Below are 22,619 nucleotides of genomic sequence, written 5' to 3' on the forward strand. Positions count from 1 at the left end.
TGCGGGGCCGCAGCCCCGGCGAAGGCCGTACAAGCACAGGCGTACCCTGGGGGTACCCCGTCTAGTTCTAGGAGTCGCACGTGTCCGCTGTCGCACCCGACGGCAGGAAGCTGCTCCGCCTGGAGGTCCGCAACAGCGAGACCCCCATCGAGCGGAAGCCCGAGTGGATCAAGACCCGCGCGAAGATGGGCCCGGAGTACAACGCCCTCCAGTCGCTGGTGAAGAAGGAGGGGCTGCACACGGTCTGCCAGGAGGCCGGCTGCCCCAACATCTTCGAGTGCTGGGAGGACCGCGAGGCGACCTTCCTCATCGGCGGTGACCAGTGCACCCGCCGCTGCGACTTCTGCCAGATCGACACCGGCAAGCCCGCCGAGTTCGACCGGGACGAGCCGCGCCGCGTCGCCGAGTCCATCGTCACCATGGACCTCAACTACGCCACCATCACCGGTGTCGCCCGCGACGACCTGCCGGACGGCGGCGCGTGGCTGTACGCCGAGACCGTGCGCCAGGTGCACGCGATGACCGCCGGCCGCGAGACCGGCCGCACCGGTGTCGAGCTGCTGATCCCGGACTTCAACGCGGTGCCGGAGCAGCTGGCCGAGGTCTTCTCGTCCCGCCCCGAGGTGCTGGCGCACAACGTCGAGACGGTGCCGCGGATCTTCAAGCGGATCCGCCCCGCCTTCCGCTACGAGCGCTCGCTGGACGTCATCACCCAGGCGCGCGCCGCCGGGCTGGTCACCAAGTCCAACCTGATCCTGGGCATGGGCGAGACCCGCGAGGAGGTCAGCCAGGCGCTGGCCGACCTGGTCGGGGCCGGCTGCGAGCTGATCACCATCACCCAGTACCTGCGGCCGTCGCTGCGCCACCACCCGGTGGAGCGCTGGGTCAAGCCGCAGGAGTTCGTCGAGCTGCAGGAGGAGGCCGAGGAGCTCGGCTTCGCCGGGGTGATGTCCGGTCCGCTGGTCCGCTCGTCGTACCGCGCCGGACGGCTGTACCGGCAGGCGCTGGAGCGCCGCGAGCAGGCCTCGGTCTGAGTCCGGTCCGAGTCCGGTCCGAGTCCGGTCCGAGCCTGGTCCGAGTCGGCCGGCTGCCGCGTCGGGAGCGCGCCTGAGCGCGTTCCGACGTGTTTGAGCCATGGGAAGGGCGGAGCCTCGGCTCCGCCCTTTCGCGTTCATCATCCTTTGACTACCAGGTCACGGACTGGTAACACGGGGTGGTGACGATGGAGTCACCACGATTGTTCGATTCTTCTCAGCCACGGCCCCGGCCGCGAGGGGAGCTGTTCGGCATGCAGATGCAGATGCGGATCCGGTCGATGGGGGCCGCGCTGCGGTTCGCCGAGAGCGTCCTGCTGGACGGCGGGCAGCGGCAGGCCCGGCGCAACGCCTGGGCGGCGGTCTGCGAGAACCGCCGGTACGCGGCCGACCGCCGGCACGACGCGCTGGCGTCGGGGGCCCTGGCGGGGGCCGCATCAGGGGCCGTGCCGGGGGCCGCGTCAGGGGCGACGACGGGGGCGGCGACGGTCAGGCCGGTGCGCCGCCGGCCGCTTCCGTAGGGGCACCCGGGTCACGGTTCGGGGCGAACGGGCACCCGGGCTTGGATATCCCGTACCCACGCCACGTACCATGAGCATTATGGCGAGGGAAACATCCGAAAACCCCGGGCGGCTGAAGCAGATCCGCCAGGCGTACACCATGACCAAGAAGGTCGACACCAAGATCGGCCTGATCATCGCCGGCGTCGGCCTGCTGACCTTCGGCGTGTTCCTCGCCATCGGCTTCGCGATCGAGCACCCTGTCTACCTGGGCATCCTGGGCTTCATCGTGGCCTTCCTGGCCATGGCGATCGTCTTCGGACGCCGGGCCGAGCGTGCCGCGTTCGGGCAGATGGAGGGGCAGCCGGGCGCCGTCGCGGCGGTGCTGAACAACATCCGGCGCGGCTGGAGCGCCAGCTCCACCCCGGTGGCCGTCACCCGTAGCCAGGACGCGGTCTACCGCGCCGTGGGCCGGGCCGGCATCGCGCTGATCGGCGAGGGCAACCCGAACCGGGTCCGCCAGCTGCTCGCGTCGGAGAAGAAGAAGATGGCCCGGGTCGTCGGCGACGTGCCGGTGCACGACATCGTGGTGGGCAACGGCGAGGGCGAGGTCCCGCTGAAGAAGCTGCAGATCCACCTGATGCGCCTGCCCCGCGCCATCACGCCCGCCCAGGTCACCGAGACCAACGACCGCCTGCGCGCGCTGGGCGACCTGCTCTCCAAGGCGCCGATCCCCAAGGGCCCGATGCCCAAGGGCGCCCGGATGCCCAAGGGCGGCCAGGTTCGCTGAGCCCCTCCCCGTCGACAGCACGAGAACGGCCCCGCTGCGGAAGCTTCCGCAGCGGGGCCGTTCGCCGTTCTCCGTTCGCCGTTCTCCGTTCGCCGGCCCTGCCGACGCCCTCGGGTCCGGGCCTCGCTCAGATCCGGACCTCGACGGTGCCGACCGCCTTGTCGTGCAGCCCGCGGGTGTCCCGGTCCCAGACCAGCGCCGGCACCAGCAGGCAGAGCAGCAGCGTGCGCAGCAGCACCTGCGGGATGGTCGCCCGGTTGCCGTCCAGACGGACGACCCGCAGCCCGAACAGCCGCTTGCCGACGGTCGTCCCGGTGGTGGCGAGCAGCAGCACCGTGACGGCGAAGAACAGCGGGGTGGTCCACAGGTTCGCCGAGGCCGCGGAGCCCTTGCCGATCAGCCCGTAGGCGACCAGGGCGACCAGCCAGCCGTCGACGAACAGCGCGCCCATCCGGCGGCCGGGGCCGGCGATCGAGCCGGGGCCCTCCTTGGGCAGTCCGAGGCGCTCACCGCGGTGGCCGAAGTCGGCACCCATCTTCTCGGCGGCCGCCTTCGGGCCGTCGATCCACGATCCCAACGCTTCTCTGGTGTCCACGAATCCACACTAACCGGGCGAACGCCGGGGACGGCCACCGCCTCCCCCGCCGGGCCCGCCACCGAAGAGTGAATCGGCCGCCGCCGACTTTCCGCCGGCGCCTTCGGTGATCTAGACCATCGAAGGCGTCCCACCTGGCGGGGCCAGGCGTTTTGTCCCGTCCCGTACGGCTTTGCCACCCGTCCGGCAGCTGCGGTTAACATTCAGGAAACGACTGGGTCACCGGTCGGAAACGGCCCGTTCCTAGGGTGTGCCCCATTCGCAACGCCGAGGAGGATGGATGTTCAACAACGCCGCCGAAGTGAAGCAGTTCATCCAGGACAACGACGTGAAGTTCGTCGACGTCCGCTTCTGCGACCTGCCAGGCGTCTTGCAGCACTTCTCCGTACCCGCGGCGACGTTCGACCCGTCCGAGATCCTGATGTTCGACGGCTCGTCGATCCGCGGCTTCCAGGCCATCCACGAGTCCGACATGGCCCTGGTCCCCGACCTCGCCACGGCCCGGCTCGACCCGTTCCGCCAGGAAAAGCACCTCAACATCAACTTCTTCATCCAGGACCCGGTGACCGGCGAGGCCTACAGCCGCGACCCGCGCAACGTCGCCAAGAAGGCCGAGGCCTACCTCGCCTCCTCCGGCATCGCGGACACCGCGTTCTTCGGCCCCGAGGCCGAGTTCTACGTCTTCGACTCGGTCCGGTTCGACACCAGCGCCAACGCGTCCTACTACCACATCGACTCCGAGGCCGGCGCCTGGAACAGCGGCTCCACCGAGGGCGACGTCCGCGGCTACAAGGTCAAGTACAAGGGCGGCTACTTCCCCGTCCCGCCCGTCGACCACTTCGCCGACCTGCGCGCCGAGATGTCCCTGGAGCTGGCCGCGGCCGGCCTGGAGGTCGAGCGCCAGCACCACGAGGTCGGCACGGCCGGCCAGGCCGAGATCAACTACAAGTTCAACACCCTGCTGCACGCCGCCGACGACCTGATGCTGTTCAAGTACATCATCAAGAACGTCGCCTGGCGGAACGGCAAGACGGCCACCTTCATGCCGAAGCCGATCTTCGGCGACAACGGCTCGGGCATGCACGTCCACCAGTCGCTGTGGAGCGAGGGCTCGCCGCTCTTCTACGACGAGCAGGGCTACGCCGGCCTCTCCGACATGGCCCGCTACTACATCGGCGGCCTGCTCAAGCACGCCCCGTCGCTGCTCGCCTTCACCAACCCGTCGGTGAACTCCTACCACCGCCTGGTCCCCGGCTTCGAGGCCCCGGTCAACCTGGTCTACTCCCAGCGCAACCGCTCCGCCGCGATCCGCATCCCGATCACCGGCTCCAACGCCAAGGCCAAGCGCATCGAGTTCCGCGCCCCCGACCCCTCCTCCAACCCCTACCTGGCCTTCTCCGCCATGCTGATGGCCGGCCTGGACGGCATCAGGAACAAGACCGAACCCCTGGAGCCGGTCGACAAGGACCTCTACGAACTGGCCCCCGAGGACCACGCCAACGTCCCCCAGGTCCCCGCCTCCCTCCCCGCCGTCCTGGAGGCCCTCGAAGCCGACCACGAGTACCTCCTCGCCGGCAACGTCTTCACCCCCGACCTCATCGAGACCTGGATCGACTTCAAGCGCACCCAGGAGATCGCCCCCATCGCCCTCCGCCCCCACCCCCACGAGTTCGAGCTCTACTACGACCTCTAAAAGCGCCTCTGACCTGCGGAAACGCAGTTCGATCTCCCATCGTTTCCGCAGGTCAGCGCCTCGCTGACCTGCGGAAACGCGGTCTGGCCGACTCGTATCGAACGCTCTGGGGCTCGAGCAGATTCGAAACGAGCAGCGCCGACGCCAGCAACAGCTCGACCAGCCCGCGGGCGGCCAAGCCATCGAACCCGGCGAGTAGACCCAGAGTGGGCTCAGCCGCAGGTTCAGCGAGGGCAGGCACAGCAGCCGGTACGCGCAGTGTGGTGGGAAACTCCGGATGTTCTGCGGGCTGCGGCGCTTTCTTGGCCGCCGGCTTCTTCCTCGCCACCCTGCCCGGACCTGTGCCGATGGTCGGCGGCCCGGGCAGGCACGGGTCGGGATTACTCCGTAGAAGGTTCGGGAATACGCCAGAGGATGGGGAAGCGGTCCGCGTCCGGCAGGCTGAGCGGACCGACTGGGCCTATCTGCTTGATCAGATAGCCGAAGACCATGTGGTGGGCCTCCTCGGACACGTCGTCCCAGGTATCCGGGGTCACGATCATGACCTCTCTCATCAGGCTCAGGTCAGACTCATTCTCGATCATCTCCGCCCGGTCGTCCCGGTCCATCGTTTCATCGGCCCGCATCGCGCGGATCGACTCTGCGAGGAGGTTGGGTTCCGCTTTCAAGCGGCGGCGCACCTCCTGGCAGCCGTAGTGGAAGGCCGCATATGAATCCATCGCCTCCCGATCCATGTCCTGGTAGCCGTATGGCGTGCCTTCGGTGGCTCCGATGTAGTCGCCCTTCAGCGTGTGCAGCAAGACCCTCAGCACGTGCTCGGCCCCGTCCTCTTCGATGAACTTCTCCATCGCCCGGATCCACACGTCCTCGGAAATGATCGGTTCGTGCGGGGCGGCGAGCCCGGGGGCTATCTGGATGGCGCTGAACGGGTTGACCAGGATGCCCATGACCATCTCGGGTGTCCACTTGCCGTCCTGGCCGCCCCAGCCGCTGTTGGCCAATTCCTGGAACGACTTCCGGACGCCCTTCTCTCCTTCGCGGCCTGCCCGCCACAGCAGCAGGAACCGTCCGACCTCGGCTTCCTCGTCCCGAGGGGGGCTGCACAGGCTCGCCAGCACCATGACGATGTCGTGCAACGTCTCCCAACGTCGTATCCGCTGCCCGTTGATCGCGGACCGCACGGTCTCGTGGCTGGGTCCGGACAACGGGTTCTCCCGCTCGCGGATCAGCGTGCTCACCTTGCGGAAACTCACCTGACCTGTTGCCCGGTACAACTCCTGTAACGCGTCGACCAGTTCCTGGTGCCATCTCTCCGGCTGCGACTCGTCCGGGGTATCCACTACTTGGATCCTCCTGCTTCGGGGCCAGTGCACGGGCTCCGGCCAGGGGTGTCAAGCTTCGCTGCCGCAGCGTACGACGCAGTCAGCTTCCGTCAAGTTCGCCACCAAGCCTTCCGCTTGGTGACCAGCTACTGAACGCCCGGGTGAGCATGGTGAGGACACCAACGGAGCACGACACCCCAGGAGTTCGCCCGTGCACATCCCTGTCTACGCATACGGCACAATCCGTACCGCCCTAGCCGCAGTACCAACGGGTCGGCAGATGGCGAGCCTGGACTGCTCCGTGTGCGGTGCCCCGTTCGGCCGGGATCTCGGGGCAGTACCGCTCGGCCCCGCCCCAGAGGCCGGTCTGTCTGGGTGCCGCCCGTGTCTGAGCCGACTGGTCTCCCGGGCGCGGGAGACCCGGGACGCCGCACTGGCACGGAACGCCGAGCAGGTGCGCAAGGATTCCAAGGCATGGGAATCGGTCCGCGACCACTACATGGCCCGGCTGGACGCGATCCGGCAGGCCGCAGAGGAAGTCGCCGAGTTGGCCGCGAACGCGGAGGTCCCGGCGTCACGGATCGCCTGGCTGTCGATATCGCTGGAGTCGGCCTACACCTGGATCCCCGACACTCCGGTGCCTCCGGCCACAGTCGACCGGGAGGACCATCTGCTGACGAACGCAGAGATGCTGCTGGGCAGCGCCATGATCACGGCCCGCGGGGCCGTGGCCAACAGGCTCGTCTACCACCTGGTCAATGAGGCGCAGCCCGAGGAACCGGAGATGTGCGAGGAACTGGAGTGCGCCGAGGACTGCTCGGGACGGCATGACACATCGCACATCGACTGCGGACCGGATGCCATTTTCGAGGACCTCCTGGAGCACGACATCACCATCGAGGAGCCCGGCCCGGCTCCCCTGTCCCCGCGGCTCGCCACGCTCATCGCGCCACGGCCCGAGGAGCCGCCTCCGTTGTTTCCGGGGTTGGAGGAGCATGCATCGGCCGCGCTCCCTCGTCTCGGGATCGATCCAGACGACCCGGAGGTCCTGCTGAGCGCAGCGGCAGCCGGACTGGCCGCTGGGGCCCTGTTGAACGAACCGCTCGACGCGATCCGTGCGGCACCCGGTGGGCCCAACGCCGGCGATGTCTTCGCACAGGGCGTCGACTTGTACCGTCGGGCCCGCAAGGCGCTCGTCGCCGCCCGTGACAGCGGGCCCGAACGACTGAGTGCATTCACCGCCATCGCCTCGGACCTGGACCTTCCGTGGGCAGGCGGCTCCCGGTTCACGCTGCGATCCGCGTCCGGGCCAGTGGCCGACTTCATCCGAAACATCGAGGAACAGGTCTGGATCACTGAGGAAATGATGCGTCGGCAGGGCTGGCGCGACGCCCTCCTGCACCGGGCGTTCGCAGCTGCGTCCAAAGCCACGCACCACTTCGGCATGCCTGGGTGGCCAGCCGTCGTCGAGGCCGCGATGAAGCGCTTCGCCTCGCTGGACCGGGTGTCCGCACCTTCGGAACTCGCCGATCTCGGTGAGGTGGAGACTGCGCTACTCCAGGAGCCGGACCGGTTGGGAGTGAACGCCCTCGGGTGGCTCGTCCGTCATGCCGTCCTCGGTTAGCGGCATGTGGCCTCACCGGCCGCGGAGCCAGTCGTTCCTGCGGGACACGCAGAGTGTCGATATGCCCAGGGCTCTGATCGGAATCCTCGGCCTCATCCGGCCGCGCCCTTCTGACAAAGAATCGACCGCAGTCCTGATCATGTCACGCCGGGGTGAGTCAGGGATCCGGGGAGCAGGTGTCGCGCGATGAGCTGGGATCGGGTAACCCTGTTCGTGCTCGCATCATTCGGCTGCCTCACCCTGTTGCTGACACAGATCAGTGAAGTGCTGTCGAGAGTGCCTCCGATCATCCGTGCTTGGCGACGGGTCCAGAACGAGCTGCGCCGCAACGACCATGACCGCTCGGCCGCCGACTGGTCAGACCCGGAAGGGGAGGGAGAAGAGAGCAGCGGCGGCACGACGGAACAGGGCTGAGGTGAGCGGCCCCGGCCGCTGGCAGTCGGCCGTCAAGGCCATCGAGCCCCTCACTCGACACTTCTCACCGCATCTCATCGTCATTGCCGCCGGGTGTGCACTGGTTGTGAAATGATCTTCCCTGAGGCCCATGTTTCCGCAGGTCAGAGGCATGTTCGATCAGAACTACGACCTGTAGAACCCCCTCCGACCTGCGGAAACGCAGTTCGACCCGGTGTCGGTCGGGCACAGAGCGATGGCTGCCACCCCGAACGGGGTGGCAGCCATCGGTTCAACGGGCCCTCGTGCCCCGCCGCTCAACCGCCGCGCAGCGACCGGAGGCCATCTGCTGCGGCCGCCCTGACCGGTATACCGGCCCGACCGTGGCGATCGAGTACTTCGACCACCGCATGCAGCGCGGCCGCATCGGTGCGGCCCAGCAGGGGCAGTGCCCGGTACCAGCTGTCGGTACCCAAGGCTCCGACGACGAGCTCGGACGCCAAGGGCACTCCCCCGGCTCCGGCCGGACGCAGTTGGTGCGCGAGGACACGGAACACGGACAGCATCCAGTTGTCCTCGTCCCCGGCCACGTCCAGGTACGCCGGGACGCCCGACAGACACCCGGCGACGGTCGCCTGCGCGACGCCTCTGGCGGCAGGATCCGGTACCTCTCCGACCGTACGGCACGCGCCCGCGCCATCACCGCGCACGGCTTGCAGCAGGGCGAGTCCGGTGGCAAGCAGGGGCTCGGCCGCGAGGCGGGTGCGTGCCAGTGTCCGCAGGGACGCAATGCGGGCCTCGACCTGTGCCCCCGAGGCAAGGCTGCGGAATGCCTCGACCAGGTCGCTTCCGGTGGCGGAGAGCCCGCCACCCGGCAAACCCTCGGCCACAACCTCGGCGACGAAGGCCGCCGGTTCGAGACCCGCCCGAACGGCCAGGGCGGCTCGCCGATAGGGAATGCCCGCCCTCCCGAAGGGCCGTCGTCCGGAAGGGGGCTGGGCCCATGAGGCGGCCCGCTCGGCCTCACCTGCGTGCGCGAACGCCTGAGCCACCAGCGCTCGTGCCTCGGGCGGCTGCGGATCCAGGCACGCGACCGTCCTTGCCGCTTCCGTTGCGCACCGCACCGCCGCATCCTGACGCCCGCCCTCGGCATGCGCCCTCGCGGCTGCCGCCAGGCACCGCACCTGCAGTAGCGAGCCACCCCCCTTCGCCGCTGACAGGACGAGGGCCGAGCCCGCCTCGTCGTCCGTGCCGGCGAGGGCTTCGGAGAGGTGAGGGAGCCACGCGACCTGGGCCTCCCCCGCGGCCGAGGTGCTGAGGTAGCGATCGAGATCGCTCCTCAGCTGCGGGCCGTCCCCAAGTTCGGACGAGCACCGCACCCGGTGGAGCAACGCCACCTCCGCCTCCGCGTCGCCCGTCTGGTCCTCATCGGTGGTGGCGTCGCCGTCGAGCAAGGACTCGGCCCGGGCTGCGATCTGTGCGGGAAACCCGGCGAGCATGCCGCGTATCCCCGTGGGCAGTTCTCCGAGATCGAGCAGGGCCTGCACCAACAAGGCCAGCGATCCACTGAGTTCGTCCGGCCATGCGGCGTCCAGGGCTCCCAGCACCGCGCTCCTCGCGGTATCCGCCAGCTCGCGGGCCTGCTTCCACGTCTCTCCGGGGCCGTCCTCCGGTGCCGACCGGGCCAACGCGGACGCCGTGACGGCACAGCAGTCCGCTGCGGCGAGCCCCGGACGAACCACCGCGAACCCTTCGGAGAACGTCCTCATCCTCGCCAGGGCCCGGTCGCCGCGTCCGGGATCGTGCGCGGCCACGGACGCCCAGATCTCGACGGCGAGGACCGGGTCGCCCTCCGCCGACTCGGCCTGGTTCTCCGCTTCGAGCAGCAGTTCCTCCGACACCCGGTCGGAGAAGGCCCGGTCGGCTCCACGCAGCAGCCCCGCAGCCCTTGCCAACGGCTCGACGTTCTCCGGTCGGCGGATGTCCACGCAGCTCAGCAACCGGACCGCCTCGTCCGTCAGACCCACTTCGGCCAGCACGACGGCGGTGCACGGGACGATCGGCCCGGCGTCCCACTCGGATGCGACGGAGAGGGAGCCGGGCTGCCGCTCCGACCGCTCGGCCCAGCCGGCCGCCTCCCGCGCGAAGCGCACCGCCTTTCCCGCCGCATCCGGCGTCTTCAAGACCGAGAGAGCCCGGACCACCTCGGCGAGCCGTGCCGCCTTGGAGGCCGGGTCCCCCGCGCCCAGCGCCAGAGACCGCGCCCGCTCGCTGTCACCGACCAGGCACAACGCTCGCAGCACCTCGTGCGGGACCGGCCTGGCCCCCGTCGCCAGGAGCGAGCCCGACGCAGCCGCCGAGGCGAGGACGGCGGGGGTCGGCAGCTCCTGTGCCAGTTGGTCGACCGCGGAGAGCGCGAGATCGGTGCGGCCTGCGGCGGCGAGTAGCGCCAGCCGACGGTGGTCGAGCGTGAAGGCGGCACGACGCTCGACGTCATCCGTGCGCGCCAGGAGGTCCAGGTAGCGGTGAAGCAGGTACCCGGGGGTGGTGGCGGGCCACCCCTCCTCCCGGAAACCGTCGGCCCAAGCATGGAGCCGATGGAGGAGCGCGGAGCACATGGGGGAGCCCAATCCGGCCAGGGCCTCCCGGTACAGGTCCTTGTGGGCCAGGACGAACTCGTCGGGCTCCAGGTCCTCCAGGCAGACCCCTCGACCGGCCACGCTGTGCAGCCGCATGGCCAGGTCGTAGGGGATCGGCATGTCGTCGTGCCCACCGGTTCCTACCAGTTGCATCAGCGCCGGCTCGGTGAGGCCGCCGCCGGCCACCGCCAGGAATCCGACGATCTCGCGCCCCCAGGCACCGCTGTCACGGAGCAACACCTCAAGGTCCCGACGCACCACACCGCGCAGGACGGCGGCCTCGGGTGAGGGGCGGATGCCGGTGATCGGATAGGCGTCGCGCAGGGGATGGTCCGACGGAACATCGTCGGGCAGGGGCGGGTGCCGGCGACGGGAGACCAGGACGACCAGCCCCGGGTAGGGCCTCGGCGGCAGGAGCGAGGCGATGCTCTCCTCGATCTGCCCGTCCCGCGTACCCACGGCATCCTCGTCGAGCCCGTCGATCAACAACAACAGTTTGCGGCCGCACTCCACGCTCTTCCTGGCTGCCGCGTCGTACAGCTCCAGAAGGGTGCCGGTGTCCCTGGAGGCAGGACGCTTCCCCACGTGCCCGCTCAACACGCGAATCATGGTGTCGCGGAAGTACCGAGCCGTGTCACTCCCGGTCTTCCAGCGGACGAAGTAGGCGACGAGGTCGGTGTCCGGCAGCGTGCAGGTCGCGGCGAAGGTGGCGAGCAGCGCGGTCTTGCCCGCCCAGGGTGGCCCCACCAACGACAGGTAGCCGGACCTGCTGCCGACCAGCTCATGCAACCGGGCGAGCTCCTTCTCACGCCCCTTCAGCTCCTGCGGCCGGTACTGGTCGGCAGTACGGCAGTGCCGCAGAGGCGGGAGGGGCGTGGGGCGGTATGTCGTCGCCGACCGCCCTCCCTTGTTCCTCCGAGCCTCCTCCCTGGCGCCGCGCAGGAGCTCGTTCCACTGCTGTGGCGTGCGCACAGGGCTGCCGACACACCTCTCCAGGAAGGAGATGACACGCCAGGCCACCTCGTCCGACGACGGCCTGTCGACGCCGGTGAACCACGCGCTGAGCCTTTTGCTGAGCTTCCTGCCGTCCTCGCCCGGCACCTCCGCACAGATCTGCCGGTTCGTGAGGGGACGGCCCGCGCTGCTCTCTGCCCGGGCACGCAGGTCCTTCAGGGCAGCGGTGAGCTTCGCCCGGGCTTCCCACCGCGGATCCGGCCCGGTCCCGCCGACTGTCATTCCGCCCGCCTCCCCTGTACGTCCCCGGATGTGAAATTTCCGACCTCCCACCAGCGGAAACGCGGCCGGACCGGCGGTCCGACCTCGCAGGAAACGTGCCGGACAGGAGATGAATACCGCACCAGTCGACCTTGAGTATCCGGTCGACCCGTCCGGGAGGGAACCCGTCATGTCCGCACTGCCTGTCCCACTGACCGCTGCCACGGTGCTGGCCGCCGCCACGGGACTCGTCTACACGGTCACGCTGTTCGGCGTCGTCCTGGCCTCGATCGTCTCCCGCTCCCCGGCACGCCGCCGCGACGCACGGGCGACCCTGGCGATCCTGATCCGGCGGGCGCCCAAACCGTGACCGTGCCCGGCTCTTCGCCGGCCGCACGGGCACCCCGTCGCACCGGAGCCGGAGTCAACCCGGTGGGGTTCCTTGAAGGGGATTCCCGATTCGCCTGACAACACCAGGGACCGGGTGCCACGCTTTTTTCTGACGGGGCGTCAGCACTCTTCCGGCTTCCGGTTCCCAGGCGCGCGCCTGGGAACCGGATCCGGGAGGAGTGACCGCGTGAGCAGCCCCGCCGGAGGTTGGCTGAAGGCCCGTCTGGTCAGCGGAGGGAGGTGGTTTCGGGAACACAGGGAAGACTTGGCCTACCTGACGGTGCAGGCCGTCATCTCGGCAGTCGTCTCACGTCTCATCATGCTCAGGTGAAAGAGCCTCTCCCGGCACTGGTATTGCCGGGAGAGGCCGCCCAAGGCCCCGGGCCGGTGCCGCGCCGGACGATCGGCAGCGCCACCACGGCCACACAGGGGGTGCCGGACACGATAGCGCAGGCGCTCACTGCGCCACCGGATCCTGCACCAGCAGGGATGCCCCTCCGGTGGGTCTTTCTTGACGACCGTCCCACAGCCTCTTCCCCGCCTGCCGCGGGGCCGACCGCGCCTCCAGGCGATGCGAGCAGGCGAGCCACCGGCAGCCACTCGGCCCCCTCCAGGGGCGAACGACGATCCTCCGAGGTCCGACGTCATGCATCAGGTTCCCCCTCCGACATCCGACGAGGCCGCCGACGGGCCCCGCTGGGACCCTCGGGAACACACGTTCGTCCTTGCCTATGGGCTCGACGGTGCCGTGGTCGGGCGGCGGCTGACGGACCTGTTCTCCCAGGCGGACGCCTTGACGGACGTGGACGGCGAGACCCCCGGGGAGAAGGTCGCCGTCATCGAATTCCTGCTGGCCCTCTGCTACGCCTCCGGCACGTACCCGACCTCGGCCGAGGAATGGCAGCAGTGGGTGCAGTCGGAGCACCCGCTGGACGGGGTCGCCTCCTGGCTGGCGGAGCAGCCGGACGACGACTGGAATCTGTTCCATCCCGCCCGTCCGCTGGGGCAGAACGCGCTCCTTCGTGAGTTCCTGGCAGAACACGGGACGGGCCCGGCTCAGCTGGTGCTGGAACACAGCGGGGATTACAGCCAGTTCGCCGATCACCATCATCTCGATCACCCCGACCCGCTGCCGGCCGCCAAGGCTTACCGGGCTGTACTGACCCAGCACCTCTTCGGGCTCTCCGGCCGCGCCCGGATCTCGGGCAAGGAGACTCTGGGACCGACCATCACCAACCTCGCCACCGGGCGGCTCGGCGGCCGCGTCCGGGTACTCGCTCTGGGCCGGACTCTGGGCCACACCTTGCGGCTGAACCTGACCCCGACCACGGATGATCCACGGGTGCTCAACCTGACCTGGACCCAGGGCCCGGTTGAGCGGCGCGGCTTCAAGAGCAAGCCGCCGCCCCGCACCGTTGCGGGCTATGCGGACCTGCACAGCTACCTGGGCCGGTCGGTTCTGCTGCGCCCCACACCGGGGCTCTCCGGTGTCCTGGCCGGCGTCGACCGTGTTCTGATCGGCGCCGGCGAACTCCTCGAACTGGAGGCGGCGAAGCACCTCCAGGACGCGGTGATGTCGGAGACGCGCAACGGGGTATCCAAGCCCCTGTGGCCTTCGGCCACACGTGACTTGTGGCGTGAGGCGCACGCCCTCTACGCGGCGGTCGAGAGGCGGTCGGGCGGCCTCTACAAGCGCCTCGCGCGGCTGCCGAAGGAGGACGGGGAGGCGAGCCGCTCCTTCAAACTGCTCGCGGTCGGCCTCCTTTCGGCGAAGTCCACGCCCATCGGCTGGGTGACCAGCGTGTTCCCCTTCGCCCCGGGGCAGGCCCCGGCGCTGTACCAGGCGTCGCTGAGAGGCTCGCAGGTGGCGGAGCATCTGGCCCGGTCGTTGGACCGAGCCGCATTCAAGGCGTGGGAAGTCATGTTTCCCAACCCCAAGCCGTCCGACAAGAAGGCGCAGATCGCCCGCTTCGACGCACGCGCGGAGCAATGGAAGGCCACCGAACTCCCCTTCCACACACTGCTCGCCGATGTCGCCGACGGGGCACCGGTCGCCGATTGCATGCCCGAATACACGCGGTGGCTCGTGGAGACGGCGGAAGAGCTCCTGACACAGCGCCTCGACGCGCTGCCGGGGAACGGCCAAGGGCGCCGGGCCCGGGCGGCGGCACACCGCGGGTTCACGGACTTCCTCACCGGCCCCAAGGCGCCGCCCGACATCCGCGACCTCACGAACGGAGAAGCATGACCGATCCGGATGAGCCGGAGTCCCTGGAGTCGAGTGCCGCTCAGCTGACGGCCTGGCTGATGGCGCTGGTGCGCAACCGGCAGTACGGCGACCTCGCGCAGCTGCGACGCGTCACCGCGGGCAGCAGCGCCAGGTACCGGGCCGGCTGGTTGGCCGCGGACCAGGAGAAGAGGGAAGTCTACGAGCAGGTGGCCTTCCTGTTCGCCGTGTACCACCGGGGCGTCAGGATTCCCACTCCGGGCTACGGCAGCTTCGGCGTTGCTGCCCGCAGGATCGGCCCGCCCACAGCCCGCGGACCCGAGGACCCCGGTGCGACGCGGCTCGTCGACCGGATCGTGTCCGGTCGGCGCATCCCCTGGCGCCACCTCCATCACGGTGTCGCCCGGCTGCGCTCCTGCGAGCAGCAACCGCCGTCCTGGACCCGCCTCGTCGTCGACCTCGGTCAGTGGAACGACCGGAAGGCCCGCGTGGCGGACCGCTGGGCAGTCGACTTCCACGAACCGCAGGTCCTCCGCCGGACCGTTCGCCAGAAGGGCAGCAGTACATGACCGGACCATCGACACCGCGCGCACAGTTCCTCTCCCTCCACCTGCTCGAAACCTTGGCGGCGGTCCTCCCTGTCCGCGATGAGAACAATGCCCCGAAGACCATCGTCTACGGCGGCTTCGAGCGGCACATGATCACCAGCCAGGCGAGGCGACGGGCCGAACGGATGCACGCCCGCAATCGGGCGAACGTCGGCGTCGGCCCGCTGGCCGGCCGTACCATGGGCCAACGCACCCGGGAATGGGCCCTGGTCACGGCACGGGTCCTGGAGAAGGAACACGGCTGGGAGAAGGACGAGTCCGTGAGCACGGCACGGGCGGTCCTGGAGGCCGTGGGGTTGAAGTTCGGCGACGCGTCGAAGAAGACCGTCGCGAACCTCACCAAGGTCCTGCTGTTCGCGCCCGCCGACACCGGTGAGCGGATCGCGGCCCACATCGCGACGCACGCCGTGGAACTGCGGTACTGGCGGGATGAGTACCTCAAGGCCCAGGCCTCCGCAGCGAAGCCGAAGCGGGGCACCCCCGCGGCGGCCGAGGAGTCCGAGAACGACGGGGGCGACGGATCGGGGGGCAAGAACCTGCCGTCGCTTCCGAAGGAGTCGCGCGCCGCGGTACTCACCGCACTGGCGCCGCGCGATGCCATCGACATCGCGCTCTACGGCCGGTTCCTCGCGGAGATCGCCGACTCCCCCAATGTGGACGGCGCGGTCCAGAGTGCCCACGCCTTCACGATCCAGGAAGCCGAGACGGTGGACGACTTCTACGCCGCCGCAGACGACGTCAAACTCGACCGCAAACAGAACGCACTGGACTTCTTGGACGCCACAGACGACGCGGGGGCCGGAATGACGGGGTACCAGTCGCTGATCTCCGGCACCTTCTACCGGCACGCCGTCCTCGACCGGACCCAGCTGAGGACCAACCTCCGGGCTGCCGGGATGTCCGAGGCCGAGGCGGCCGAGACGGCCGTCGCGGCGGAGCAGGAGTTTGTCACCGGATTCGTCGAGGCCTTCCCCCAGGCGAAGAAGAACTCCACGGCCTCCACCGGCTCGCTCCCCGCTCTGGTCCTGGCCTTCGAGGGCGAGCGGCCCTACAACTACGCGGCGGCCTTCCAGAAGCCCATCGACGAGGACCCCGAGGACCGGGGAGGCGAAGGGCCGGCCGGCCTGGCCGGGGTGACGCGGCTGCTCCGCCACCACACGTTCGTCGGAAGGCGTCGCCCCGACATCGCCAGGGCCCGCCTGCTCACGTACGACCCTCAGGTCGACGCGCTCCTCGATGAACTGCGGCCTTCGGAGGCAACCCGCGTGGAGACCGTCGAGGGCCTGACTTCATGACGTACGTCCTGCTCATCCGGCTGGCCGGACCCCTTCAGTCGTGGGGCGTCGCCAGCCGCTTCCCCGCCCGACGGGACTCTCACAGCCGACCCACCAAGTCGGCCGTGATCGGCATGTGTGCGGCGGCCATGGGCCTGCCGCGCTCCATGCCCCTGGAGGAGCCGAAGGAGTCGGCGTCAACGCGACCGGGCAGGCCGACAGCTCTCGGAGAGCTGGCCCGAACGACGTTCGCCGTGCGGGCCGACCATCCCGGCGTCCCGGTCCGCGACTACCACACCGTGGGAGCCGGCACCTACCCGCTGCGACCTCGTGATCTGATCCTGGACCACCGGCGGGCCGCGGCCGTCTCGGCCTCGCTCGACGCGGGCACCGGCGGCAGGTTCGGGCACCACCCGCTGGCGCACTGGTACGGCGCGCCCAAGAAGATCACTGCCGACCCGGCCTCCGGGGTGCTGGTCTCCGCCGAGCTGACCCGCTCGGGCCTCATCACGGAGCGGTGGTACCTCTCCGACGCGGCCTTCCTGGTAGGTCTCCAGCACGAGGACGAGGACTTCCTGGCCTCGGTGGGCCACGCGCTGGAACATCCGCGGCACCTGCTGTGGCTGGGGCGCAAATCCTGTCCCCCGTCCGGGACCCTCTTCCTGGGTACCTTCCCCGGTGACCTGGACACCGCCTTCCGCAGGCACCGGCTGCTTCCTGGCCCCGACGGATCCGGGCCTCCGCGGGACCGCGCCTGGGCCTGGTTACAAGTCCCGCCCTCCGAACCGGGAGCCACGCCCGTTCAAGACCAGCCAGTGGGCTTCTCTCCTTTGAAGCCCGAGCACACCACGCGCTGGGAGATCGCCCGCAGGATCACGATCGCCCCGGACGCAGCCGAATGGAGGGGCATCATCCCGTGAGCGATGCAGCACGGCTCCGTACGACGACGGCACGCTTCGTCGCCTCCCACTCGGTGCTGACCCTGGACGCCCGCCATCCCTACGTGGCGAAGTCGTTGGTCGACGCCCAGGAGATGCACCGCACTGTGATGAGCGGCTTCCGCGGTTGGGTCGACGACGGCAGCTCCGACGCCCGCGCTCAAATGGGCATCCTGTCCACCTGGTCGATCAACCTCAAAGAGGCCGCGCTGGTCCTCGTCGTGCAGTCCAAGGTGGCAGCGGACTGGGGACAGCTGCCCAATGGCGTCCTACGAGAGGCGCCGCACTCCATCACGGTCGACCGCACCTTCCGCATCGGCGACACCGTCGGCTTCCGAGCGGTCGTCAATCCGACCTACAGCAAGCGGCAGACCGCTCCCGGCCGGGAACAGACTCGCGGTCGGCGGGTGGCGCACACCAATCCCGACGGTGTCAGGAGGTGGTGTGCCCGTCACTTCGGAGACGGGCACGGATCCGTCGGCGGCACAGGCGGCACCGCCGACCCCGGGACCATCTCAGTGCGGATGCTGCCCACGGTGTCCAGTTCCACATCCCACAAGGGCCTGAAGATCACTCGCGCCGAGTTGCGCGGCGCCCTGACCGTCACCGACCCCACGGCGTTCGTCACCGCTCTCTCCGACGGTGTGGGCCATGCGCGAGCATACGGCTGCGGTCTCATCCTGGTCCGCTGACCGGCCCGCGGCACCGATGGGGGCGCTGAGCGGCATCTGCCTCACCGGGAACAGCGCCGGCCCCCACCGCCCCGCCCCTCCTCCGACAATCAGCCCGAGTGGCGTGCCGGAGGAGGGCGCGGCTCAGGTGGTGGCGCGGGTGAGGAGGGTGGTGATGTGGGACTCGACGTCGGGGGTGAGGGTGGTGAGGGCGTAGGCGGTGGGCTCCATCTCGGCGATCTTGGCGAGGACGTCCTGCTCGCCGTCGGCCTTGGCGGTGCGGGGGCTGCGGCGGGCAGCGGCCTTGAGCTCCTTGGCGTGCAGCCGTCGAAGGTCCGGGTGGTGTTCGTCATGGTGGGAGTCCTTTGCGGTGAGGTGTCGGTCAGGGCCGCGGTGCCGGTCGGTCGAGCCAGTGGCCGTCGGACATCAGCTCGCGGCCGGCCAGTTCGTTCGACTCGCGCCAGGACCGGACGCCGCGGGGCGTGACTCGGAACCAGCTGTAGGACGGGGCCGAGACGCGTGGGTCGAAGCCGGTGCGGGCGGCGAAGCGGTCGCCGCGCTCGCGCGGGAGGGCGTCGAGGTCCAGGACCTCGACCTCGCCCTCGATCAGGCAGACGTCCCGGGTGTGGCCCAGGGCCAGGCGGGCGGTGCCGGTGGCGGCGAGGTTGCGGCCGGTCGGGCTGCCGGGCGGGGTGGCGAGCAGCAGCGTCTCGCCGTCCCAGTCGAAGGAGAGCGGGACGAGGTGGGGCGTGCCGTCCGGCGAGGCCGTGGCCACCCAGACATCGATGTCGTGGGCGAGGCGCTGCTCGGCGTCGTGCCGGCGCTGGGCGCGGGAACGCGGTGCGGCCATGGTCACTTCACTCCTGTCGTATCCGGCGGGGTCGCTCACAGCCTCCCGCGGATGGGGGCCGGGCCGCATCCGTACCGACTACGGAGAGCACCACGGACGGCACCACGGAGGCGACCCGCACGCCTGCGCGCCGTCGCGGCGGCCTTCGCCGCCGCCGGCTGCCGCTACCGGTCCGCCCGCACCCTGGACCTCGCGGGCCGAGGACGGGCCGGGCCCGGACGGGACCGGCGAAACCCGGTGGCCAAGGACGTGCCGGGGCCCGAGACTTGGCGCATGGGGACGAGGAGCGGGGCGGCGGGCAAGGTCACGCCGACGGTGTACGTGTCGGTGGACGTCGAGGCGGACGGGCCGATCCCCGGCCCGTACTCGATGGTCAGCTTCGGCGCGGTGGTGGCCGGGTGGCACGACGCGGACGGCTTCCGGCCCGCCCCGGCCACGGCGGCGGGCTTCTACCGCGAACTGCGGCCCGTCTCCGACACGTGGGTGCCCGAGGCGCTGGCCGTCTCCGGGCTGGACCGGGCGGCGCTGCTCGCCGGCGGCACCGATCCGGCCGTCGCCATGGGCCAGTTCGCGCGCTGGCTGGAGCAGCTGCGCACCGGCCCGGACGGGCGGCGGTACCGGCCGGTGATGGTGGGCTACCCCGCCGTCTACGACTGGCAGTTCCTCTACTGGTACCTGGTCCGCTTCACCGGCTCCAGCCCGTTCGGCCACTCGGGCTGCCTGGACGTCAAGACGCTGTACGCGGCGCGGGCGGGCGTGCCGTTCGCCGGGATCGGCAAGCGCTCGATGCCGGCGGAGCTGCTGCCCGACCTGCCCCACACCCACCATGCCCTCGACGACGCACGCGAGCAGGCGCTGCTCTTCGCCAACCTGATGGAGTGGGACGGGCCGCACGAGCGGGTCAGCGGACGGTGACGGGAAGGGTCTCGTAGCCGCGCAGGACGAGGCGGTCGCGGCGGGTGGGGACGCCGCCGGGGGCGAGACGGGGGAACCGGTCGAGGAGGGCGGGGACGGCGATGTCGGCCTCCAGGCGCGCGAGTTGGCTGCCGAGGCAGAAGTGCGAACCGCCGCCGAAGCTGAGCGGCTGGCTGTCGGTGCGGGTGGGGTCGAAGCGGTCCGGGCGGGGGTAGCGGGCCGGGTCGTGGTTGGCGGCGCCCAGCATGGTGAAGACGACGGTGCCGGTCGGGGTCGGCAGGCCGGCCACCGCGAGATCGGGGGCGGTGGAGATCCGGGAGGTCACCTGGACCGGGGAGTCGTAGCGCAGCACCTCGTCGGTGAAGAGCGAGGGGTCGAGGGCTCCGGTGCGCAGGCCCTCGGCGGCCTCAGGGTGGCGGAAGAGCAGGGCGAGGCCGTTGCCGAGGAGGTTGGTGGTGGTCTCGAAGCCGGCCACCAGGAGGAGGGCGAGGTTGCTCAGCAGTTCCTCGCCGGAGATCCGGTCCGCGGAGTCGGCGGCGATCCGGACCAGCTCGCTGACCAGGTCGTCGGTCGGGCGGGCCAGCCGCTCGGCGGTCAACTCGGCTAAGTAGGCGGAGAGTTCCTCGGCCGCGAGGTCGGCGGCGGCCAGTTCGCCGAGGTCCTGGATGAGCTCCAGCGCGATGGTGAGGTCCGAGGCGAGGCCGCGGAAGCGGTGGCGGTCGGCGGCGGGGACGCCGAGCAGTTCGCAGATCACCTCGACCGGGAGGCGGAAGGCGAAGGCGTCCATGAAGTCGACGGGCGAGCCGTCGGAGCCCCGGTCGGCCAGTTCGTCGAGCAGCCGCTCCACCGTCGCCTCGATCGCCGGCCGCAGGGCGGCGACCCGGCGGGCGTTGAAGGCCGAGGCGATGAGCGAGCGGACCCGGCCGTGGTCGGGGGCGTTGCGCTGGAGGATCGAGCGGCCGAAGAGCTCGATGGAGGGGTGGGCGAACAGTTCCGCGTGGTCGGCGGCGAGGCTCTTGGTGTCCTCCAGGGCGAAGGCCGGGTTGCGCAGCACCTGGTTGGCGGCGGCGTGCCCGACCACCAGGACCGCCCCGGGGCCCGCCGGCACGGCCGCGCCGAGTTCGTGCGCCCGCGCGTACAGCGGATAGGGGTCGAACCGCCCCTCGGTCGTCATGAGCTGCTCGATGATCGACGCGCCGTCCATCCGGCCTTCCCCTCCGTAGATCCAATCCCCTGACGGACAACTGTTGGTGGCCGGAGGGGAGTTCCCGGGCAGGGGGCAGATCCGGCCGGGCGCGGGCCGGGCGGTGCGGGGCGCGCGGGCGGAGCCGGACGGGGACGGGTCGGTAGGCTGGCGGGATGGAGATCTGGATCAACCCCCGCTGCGGGAAGTGCCGTACCGCGCTGAGCGAGCTGACCGGCGCCGGCGTCACGTACACCGTGCGGCGCTACCTGGAGGACCCGCCGAGCGTCGCCGAGCTGGAGCAGGTGCTGGAGCGGCTGGGCCTGGAGCCGTGGGACATCACCCGGCCCGACGAGCAGGTGGCCAAGGACCTCGGCATGAAGCAGTGGGGCCGGGAGGCGGGCGACCGGGCGCGCTGGCTCGCGGCGATGGCCGAGCACCCGATCCTGATCCAGCGCCCGATCATCACCGCGGACGACGGGCACACCGTGATCGCCCGCACCCCCGAGGCGCTCAGGTCCGTCCTGCCGTAACGGCTGCCGTCCTGCCCCGACGGCCGCTGTCCCGCCCCGACGGCCGCCGTCAGCGGCGTTCGAACCGCCGCACCTGCTCGCCCGGGCGCCAGGAGCTGATCCGCACCGCGTCGCCCTCGACGGTGGTGTGCACGACCTGCTCCAGTTCCAGCCGGAAGGCGTGGTACGGGCCGGGCGGCGGCTCGGGCAGCTCTGCCTCGTAGCCGGCGATGTCCGTCGCGTCGGTGAGTTCGACGGCCCGACCGGACAGCTTGGAGTCGCCCTCGGCCAGCGTCGCGTCGCTCGGGTTGCTGTGCAGCGCGAAGCGGGCGTCGCGGCGCAGGTCCAACGCCTTGACCGCGCCGCGCATCGACCCGAGCATCACGTCGGCCCCGATGAAGTCGACCTCGGTGCCGCTCACCCGGGGCGAGCCGTCCTTGCGGAGCGTCGCCAGGACGTGGTGCTTGTTGGCCTCGAAGCGGGCCCGCACGGCGGGGGCCAGGTCCGGTGCCTCGTGCTCGAAATCCTGCCAGGTAGCCATGGCGCCAGTGTGGCACCGGGCACCGACAGCCGCCGTCCGGTGCCGGTGCCCGCTGCCGGTGCCCGCTTCGGTGCCCGGAGACGGTGCCCGCTGTCGGTGCCCGGTGCCACACTGGCCGGGTGACCTCTACCACCACCTACATCGCCTTCCTGCGGGCCGTGAACGTCGGCGGCCGGACGGTGAGGATGGAGCGCCTGCGCGCGCTGTTCGGCGAGCTCGGTCTGGAGCGCGTCGGCTCCTACATCCAGAGCGGCAACGTCTTCTTCACCGCCGATGCCGCCGACGCCGCCGACACGGCGGGCCGGGCCGCGCTGACCGGGCGGATCGAGCGCCATCTGGAGGAGCGGCTGGGCTACGCGGTGCCGGTGCTGCTGCGCACGGTGGACGAGGTCCAGGCGGTGCTGGACGCCGAGCCGTTCGCGGGCGTCGAGGTGACCCCGGAAGTCCGGCTCACGGTGAACTTCCTCTCCGAGCCGCTGCCCGCCGACTTCCCGGTCCCGTACACCTCGCCGAAGGGCGACTACGAGGTGATCGGCGCCGACCCCGGCACCGCGTACGTCGTGGTGCACCTGAAGGACGGCAAGTGGGTCACCACCGGTGCGCTCTTCGGGAAGTCCTACCGGGGCTTGGCGACCTCGCGGTTCCTGCACACCACGGCCAAGATCGTGGCCGCGGCGCGGAAGGCCTGACCTTTCGCCCACGACG

General features: G+C 70.4%; 21 protein-coding genes. 15 read left to right on the plus strand and 6 right to left on the minus strand.

Features of this window, described 5'->3' with window-relative positions:
* Positions 1–80 precede the first annotated feature (80 nt).
* The 3 genes from lipA (at position 81) to ACFCLZ_RS11760 (ending at position 2,324) form a co-directional block, all read left to right on the plus strand.
* Positions 81–1,034, plus strand: a complete 954-nt coding sequence (lipA, locus tag ACFCLZ_RS11750; RefSeq protein ID WP_380284826.1) for a lipoyl synthase — start codon at positions 81–83, stop codon at positions 1,032–1,034.
* 254 nt (positions 1,035–1,288) lie between these two features.
* Positions 1,289–1,555, plus strand: a complete 267-nt coding sequence (locus tag ACFCLZ_RS11755) for a hypothetical protein (RefSeq protein ID WP_380284827.1) — start codon at positions 1,289–1,291, stop codon at positions 1,553–1,555.
* Between the two features lie 70 nt (positions 1,556–1,625).
* Positions 1,626–2,324: a DUF4191 domain-containing protein gene (locus ACFCLZ_RS11760; RefSeq protein WP_380284828.1), complete on the plus strand. Its 699-nt coding sequence runs from the start codon at positions 1,626–1,628 to the stop codon at positions 2,322–2,324.
* Between the two features lie 127 nt (positions 2,325–2,451).
* Here the strand turns inward: ACFCLZ_RS11760 and ACFCLZ_RS11765 are convergent, their stop codons facing one another.
* Positions 2,452–2,919: an RDD family protein gene (locus ACFCLZ_RS11765; RefSeq protein ID WP_380284829.1), complete on the minus strand. Its 468-nt coding sequence runs from the start codon at positions 2,917–2,919 to the stop codon at positions 2,452–2,454.
* Positions 2,920–3,199: 280 nt separating this feature from the next.
* Between ACFCLZ_RS11765 and glnA the strand changes: the two genes are divergently transcribed.
* On the plus strand, positions 3,200–4,612 hold the full coding sequence (glnA, locus tag ACFCLZ_RS11770) for a type I glutamate--ammonia ligase (RefSeq protein WP_380284830.1): 1,413 nt from the start codon (positions 3,200–3,202) through the stop codon (positions 4,610–4,612).
* A gap of 380 nt (positions 4,613–4,992) precedes the next feature.
* Here glnA and ACFCLZ_RS11775 read toward each other — a convergent pair whose 3' ends face one another.
* The gene (locus tag ACFCLZ_RS11775) at positions 4,993–5,952 is read right to left on the minus strand and encodes a hypothetical protein (protein ID WP_380284831.1); all 960 of its coding nucleotides are present in this window, start codon (positions 5,950–5,952) and stop codon (positions 4,993–4,995) included.
* A gap of 436 nt (positions 5,953–6,388) precedes the next feature.
* On the opposite strand from ACFCLZ_RS11775, the gene ACFCLZ_RS11780 reads away from it, so the two are divergent.
* Together ACFCLZ_RS11780 and ACFCLZ_RS11785 are read left to right on the plus strand one after the other, a co-directional pair.
* Positions 6,389–7,558: a hypothetical protein gene (locus tag ACFCLZ_RS11780; RefSeq protein ID WP_380284832.1), complete on the plus strand. Its 1,170-nt coding sequence runs from the start codon at positions 6,389–6,391 to the stop codon at positions 7,556–7,558.
* 186 nt (positions 7,559–7,744) lie between these two features.
* The gene (locus tag ACFCLZ_RS11785) at positions 7,745–7,972 is read left to right on the plus strand and encodes a hypothetical protein (RefSeq protein ID WP_380284833.1); all 228 of its coding nucleotides are present in this window, start codon (positions 7,745–7,747) and stop codon (positions 7,970–7,972) included.
* Between the two features lie 296 nt (positions 7,973–8,268).
* Here ACFCLZ_RS11785 and ACFCLZ_RS11790 read toward each other — a convergent pair whose 3' ends face one another.
* Positions 8,269–11,826, minus strand: a complete 3,558-nt coding sequence (locus ACFCLZ_RS11790) for a hypothetical protein (protein WP_380284834.1) — start codon at positions 11,824–11,826, stop codon at positions 8,269–8,271.
* Positions 11,827–11,995: 169 nt separating this feature from the next.
* Here ACFCLZ_RS11790 and ACFCLZ_RS11795 point away from each other — a divergent pair, with 169 nt between their 5' ends.
* The 6 genes from ACFCLZ_RS11795 (at position 11,996) to cas6e (ending at position 17,934) form a co-directional block, all read left to right on the plus strand.
* Complete coding sequence (locus tag ACFCLZ_RS11795) at positions 11,996–12,175, plus strand: hypothetical protein (protein ID WP_380284835.1); 180 nt, start codon at positions 11,996–11,998, stop codon at positions 12,173–12,175.
* Positions 12,176–12,841: 666 nt separating this feature from the next.
* Positions 12,842–14,443, plus strand: coding sequence for a type I-E CRISPR-associated protein Cse1/CasA (locus ACFCLZ_RS11800; RefSeq protein ID WP_380284836.1), 1,602 nt, complete (start codon positions 12,842–12,844; stop codon positions 14,441–14,443).
* Complete coding sequence (gene casB / locus ACFCLZ_RS11805; protein ID WP_380284837.1) at positions 14,440–14,991, plus strand: type I-E CRISPR-associated protein Cse2/CasB; 552 nt, start codon at positions 14,440–14,442, stop codon at positions 14,989–14,991. Before ACFCLZ_RS11800 ends, casB begins: the two co-directional genes overlap by 4 nt.
* The gene (locus tag ACFCLZ_RS11810; RefSeq protein ID WP_380284838.1) at positions 14,988–16,325 is read left to right on the plus strand and encodes a type I-E CRISPR-associated protein Cas7/Cse4/CasC; all 1,338 of its coding nucleotides are present in this window, start codon (positions 14,988–14,990) and stop codon (positions 16,323–16,325) included. The genes casB and ACFCLZ_RS11810 overlap by 4 nt, the downstream gene beginning before the upstream one ends.
* A complete protein-coding gene (gene cas5, locus ACFCLZ_RS11815; protein WP_380284839.1) occupies positions 16,322–17,224 on the plus strand; it encodes a CRISPR-associated protein Cas5 in 903 nt (300 codons plus the stop codon). Before ACFCLZ_RS11810 ends, cas5 begins: the two co-directional genes overlap by 4 nt.
* Entirely contained in the window at positions 17,221–17,934 is a 714-nt protein-coding gene (gene cas6e, locus ACFCLZ_RS11820; protein WP_380284840.1) for a type I-E CRISPR-associated protein Cas6/Cse3/CasE, read from the plus strand. Before cas5 ends, cas6e begins: the two co-directional genes overlap by 4 nt.
* A gap of 361 nt (positions 17,935–18,295) precedes the next feature.
* Here cas6e and ACFCLZ_RS11825 read toward each other — a convergent pair whose 3' ends face one another.
* Complete coding sequence (locus ACFCLZ_RS11825) at positions 18,296–18,763, minus strand: pyridoxamine 5'-phosphate oxidase family protein (protein ID WP_380284841.1); 468 nt, start codon at positions 18,761–18,763, stop codon at positions 18,296–18,298.
* Positions 18,764–19,036: 273 nt separating this feature from the next.
* Here ACFCLZ_RS11825 and ACFCLZ_RS11830 point away from each other — a divergent pair, with 273 nt between their 5' ends.
* A complete protein-coding gene (locus ACFCLZ_RS11830; RefSeq protein ID WP_380284842.1) occupies positions 19,037–19,678 on the plus strand; it encodes an exonuclease in 642 nt (213 codons plus the stop codon).
* On the opposite strand, the gene ACFCLZ_RS11835 is transcribed toward ACFCLZ_RS11830, so the two are convergent.
* On the minus strand, positions 19,665–20,882 hold the full coding sequence (locus tag ACFCLZ_RS11835; protein WP_380284843.1) for a cytochrome P450: 1,218 nt from the start codon (positions 20,880–20,882) through the stop codon (positions 19,665–19,667). The genes ACFCLZ_RS11830 and ACFCLZ_RS11835 overlap by 14 nt on opposite strands.
* Positions 20,883–21,037: 155 nt before the next feature.
* Here ACFCLZ_RS11835 and ACFCLZ_RS11840 point away from each other — a divergent pair, with 155 nt between their 5' ends.
* Positions 21,038–21,394: an arsenate reductase family protein gene (locus tag ACFCLZ_RS11840; RefSeq protein WP_380284844.1), complete on the plus strand. Its 357-nt coding sequence runs from the start codon at positions 21,038–21,040 to the stop codon at positions 21,392–21,394.
* Positions 21,395–21,443: 49 nt separating this feature from the next.
* Here the strand turns inward: ACFCLZ_RS11840 and ACFCLZ_RS11845 are convergent, their stop codons facing one another.
* Positions 21,444–21,914 carry a pyridoxamine 5'-phosphate oxidase family protein gene (locus ACFCLZ_RS11845; protein ID WP_380284845.1) on the minus strand — a complete coding sequence of 157 codons (471 nt, stop codon included), beginning with the start codon at positions 21,912–21,914 and terminating at the stop codon, positions 21,444–21,446.
* Between the two features lie 119 nt (positions 21,915–22,033).
* On the opposite strand from ACFCLZ_RS11845, the gene ACFCLZ_RS11850 reads away from it, so the two are divergent.
* Entirely contained in the window at positions 22,034–22,603 is a 570-nt protein-coding gene (locus tag ACFCLZ_RS11850; protein WP_380284846.1) for a DUF1697 domain-containing protein, read from the plus strand.
* The last annotated feature ends 16 nt before the right edge of the window (positions 22,604–22,619 follow it).

Source organism: Kitasatospora purpeofusca, from assembly GCF_042691725.1.
GTDB classification, from domain to species: Bacteria; Actinomycetota; Actinomycetes; order Streptomycetales; family Streptomycetaceae; genus Kitasatospora; species Kitasatospora purpeofusca_B.

Coding starts and splice junctions, on each gene's coding strand:
- ACFCLZ_RS11755 (WP_380284827.1), top strand. CDS start 1,289: ATGCAGATGCAGATGCGGATCCGGTCGATGGGGGCCGCGCTGCGGTTC.
- ACFCLZ_RS11760 (WP_380284828.1), top strand. CDS start 1,626: ATGAGCATTATGGCGAGGGAAACATCCGAAAACCCCGGGCGGCTGAAG.
- glnA (WP_380284830.1), top strand. CDS start 3,200: ATGTTCAACAACGCCGCCGAAGTGAAGCAGTTCATCCAGGACAACGAC.
- ACFCLZ_RS11785 (WP_380284833.1), top strand. CDS start 7,745: ATGAGCTGGGATCGGGTAACCCTGTTCGTGCTCGCATCATTCGGCTGC.
- ACFCLZ_RS11790 (WP_380284834.1), bottom strand. CDS start 11,826: ATGACAGTCGGCGGGACCGGGCCGGATCCGCGGTGGGAAGCCCGGGCG.
- ACFCLZ_RS11795 (WP_380284835.1), top strand. CDS start 11,996: ATGTCCGCACTGCCTGTCCCACTGACCGCTGCCACGGTGCTGGCCGCC.
- ACFCLZ_RS11800 (WP_380284836.1), top strand. CDS start 12,842: ATGCATCAGGTTCCCCCTCCGACATCCGACGAGGCCGCCGACGGGCCC.
- casB (WP_380284837.1), top strand. CDS start 14,440: ATGACCGATCCGGATGAGCCGGAGTCCCTGGAGTCGAGTGCCGCTCAG.
- ACFCLZ_RS11810 (WP_380284838.1), top strand. CDS start 14,988: ATGACCGGACCATCGACACCGCGCGCACAGTTCCTCTCCCTCCACCTG.
- cas5 (WP_380284839.1), top strand. CDS start 16,322: ATGACGTACGTCCTGCTCATCCGGCTGGCCGGACCCCTTCAGTCGTGG.
- ACFCLZ_RS11825 (WP_380284841.1), bottom strand. CDS start 18,763: ATGGCCGCACCGCGTTCCCGCGCCCAGCGCCGGCACGACGCCGAGCAG.
- ACFCLZ_RS11830 (WP_380284842.1), top strand. CDS start 19,037: ATGGGGACGAGGAGCGGGGCGGCGGGCAAGGTCACGCCGACGGTGTAC.
- ACFCLZ_RS11835 (WP_380284843.1), bottom strand. CDS start 20,882: ATGGACGGCGCGTCGATCATCGAGCAGCTCATGACGACCGAGGGGCGG.
- ACFCLZ_RS11840 (WP_380284844.1), top strand. CDS start 21,038: ATGGAGATCTGGATCAACCCCCGCTGCGGGAAGTGCCGTACCGCGCTG.
- ACFCLZ_RS11845 (WP_380284845.1), bottom strand. CDS start 21,914: ATGGCTACCTGGCAGGATTTCGAGCACGAGGCACCGGACCTGGCCCCC.